1 protein-coding gene is annotated in these 1,135 nt (G+C 67.1%); it reads right to left on the reverse strand.

Annotation, left to right across the window (positions count from 1 at the left end):
• Positions 1 to 1,030, reverse strand: a 1,030-nt coding sequence (locus AB0N07_RS51650; RefSeq protein WP_365848012.1) for an IS630 family transposase, incomplete at its 3' end; no start/stop codon positions are given.
• Positions 1,031 to 1,135: the final 105 nt, after the last annotated feature.

Below are 1,135 nucleotides of genomic sequence, written 5' to 3' on the forward strand. Positions count from 1 at the left end.
GGTCCGCGGTCTTGGTCCATCTGAAGGGGCGGGCCTGCTCGTTCCAGGTCTCGATCCAGTCCTCGAGCGCGGTCTTGAGCTCGTCGAGTGAGCAGAACACGCCGCGCTCCAGGCAGCGTCGTTCCAGCTCGGCGAACCACCGCTCGACCTGGTTGATCCAGGACGAGTAGGTCGGGGTGAAGTGCAGCTGGAACCGGGGATGGGCGAGAAGCCAGTTGTGCACGACCGGCGCCTTGTGGGCGGAGAGGTTGTCGCAGATCACGTGGACCGCCAGGCCAGGATCGGTCTGGCGGTCGATCTCATCGAGGAAGTCACGGAAGTCCACCGCCCGGTGCTGTGCGGACAGCTTGCCGATCACCTTTCCGGTGGCGGTGTTCAGGGCGGCGAAGAGGTCCACGGTGCCGTGCCGGACGTAGTCGAAGCTGCGGCGCTCGGGAGTGCCCGGGATCATCGGCAGCACCGGAGCGGTCCGCTCAAGGGCCTGGATCTGCGGCTTCTCGTCCACCGCGAAGACCGCCGCGTTCGCCGGCGGAGCCAGGTAGAGCCCGACCACGTCGCGGATCTTGTCGATCAGCAAGGGGTCCGGGGAGATCTTGAAATCCTCGGTCCGCCAGGGCTGGAGGCCGAAGGCCCGCCAGATCCGCAGCACGCTCGTCGGTGAGATCCCCACCCGCTTCGCCAGCTCCCGCTTCGACCAGTGCGTGGCGCCCTCGGGGACCTCTTCCAGGGTGCGCACCACCACCTCCTCCACCTGGGCGTCGGTGATGGTGCGGGGTACCCCGGGGCGCGGCTCGTCGGACAGCCCCTCGAGCCGGTCTTGCAGGAATCTCCTCCGCCACCGGGCAACGGTCCCGCGGTCGGTGTCCAGCCGCGCAGCTACCGCGGTATTGCTCAGACCCCGGGCGCACATCAAAACGATCCGCGCTCGTTTCGCCAGGCCCTGAGCAGTCGTCCGGCGTTTCGCCCAGCCCTCCAACGTCAGCTGCTCGGCCTCGGATAACACCAGCGGCTCCAGCCTGTTGTCCCCCATACCGCCAGCACACCGAAGAACAGCACCGCTGTCACCAGCACAGCCATGATCCGAAACAGAACACAGCTCACGTGGCGAAGCGAGACCTCAAGACCGGCTCACTAG

The sequence above is a fragment of the Streptomyces sp. NPDC051172 genome, from assembly GCF_040682555.1.
GTDB lineage: Bacteria > Actinomycetota > Actinomycetes > Streptomycetales > Streptomycetaceae > Streptomyces.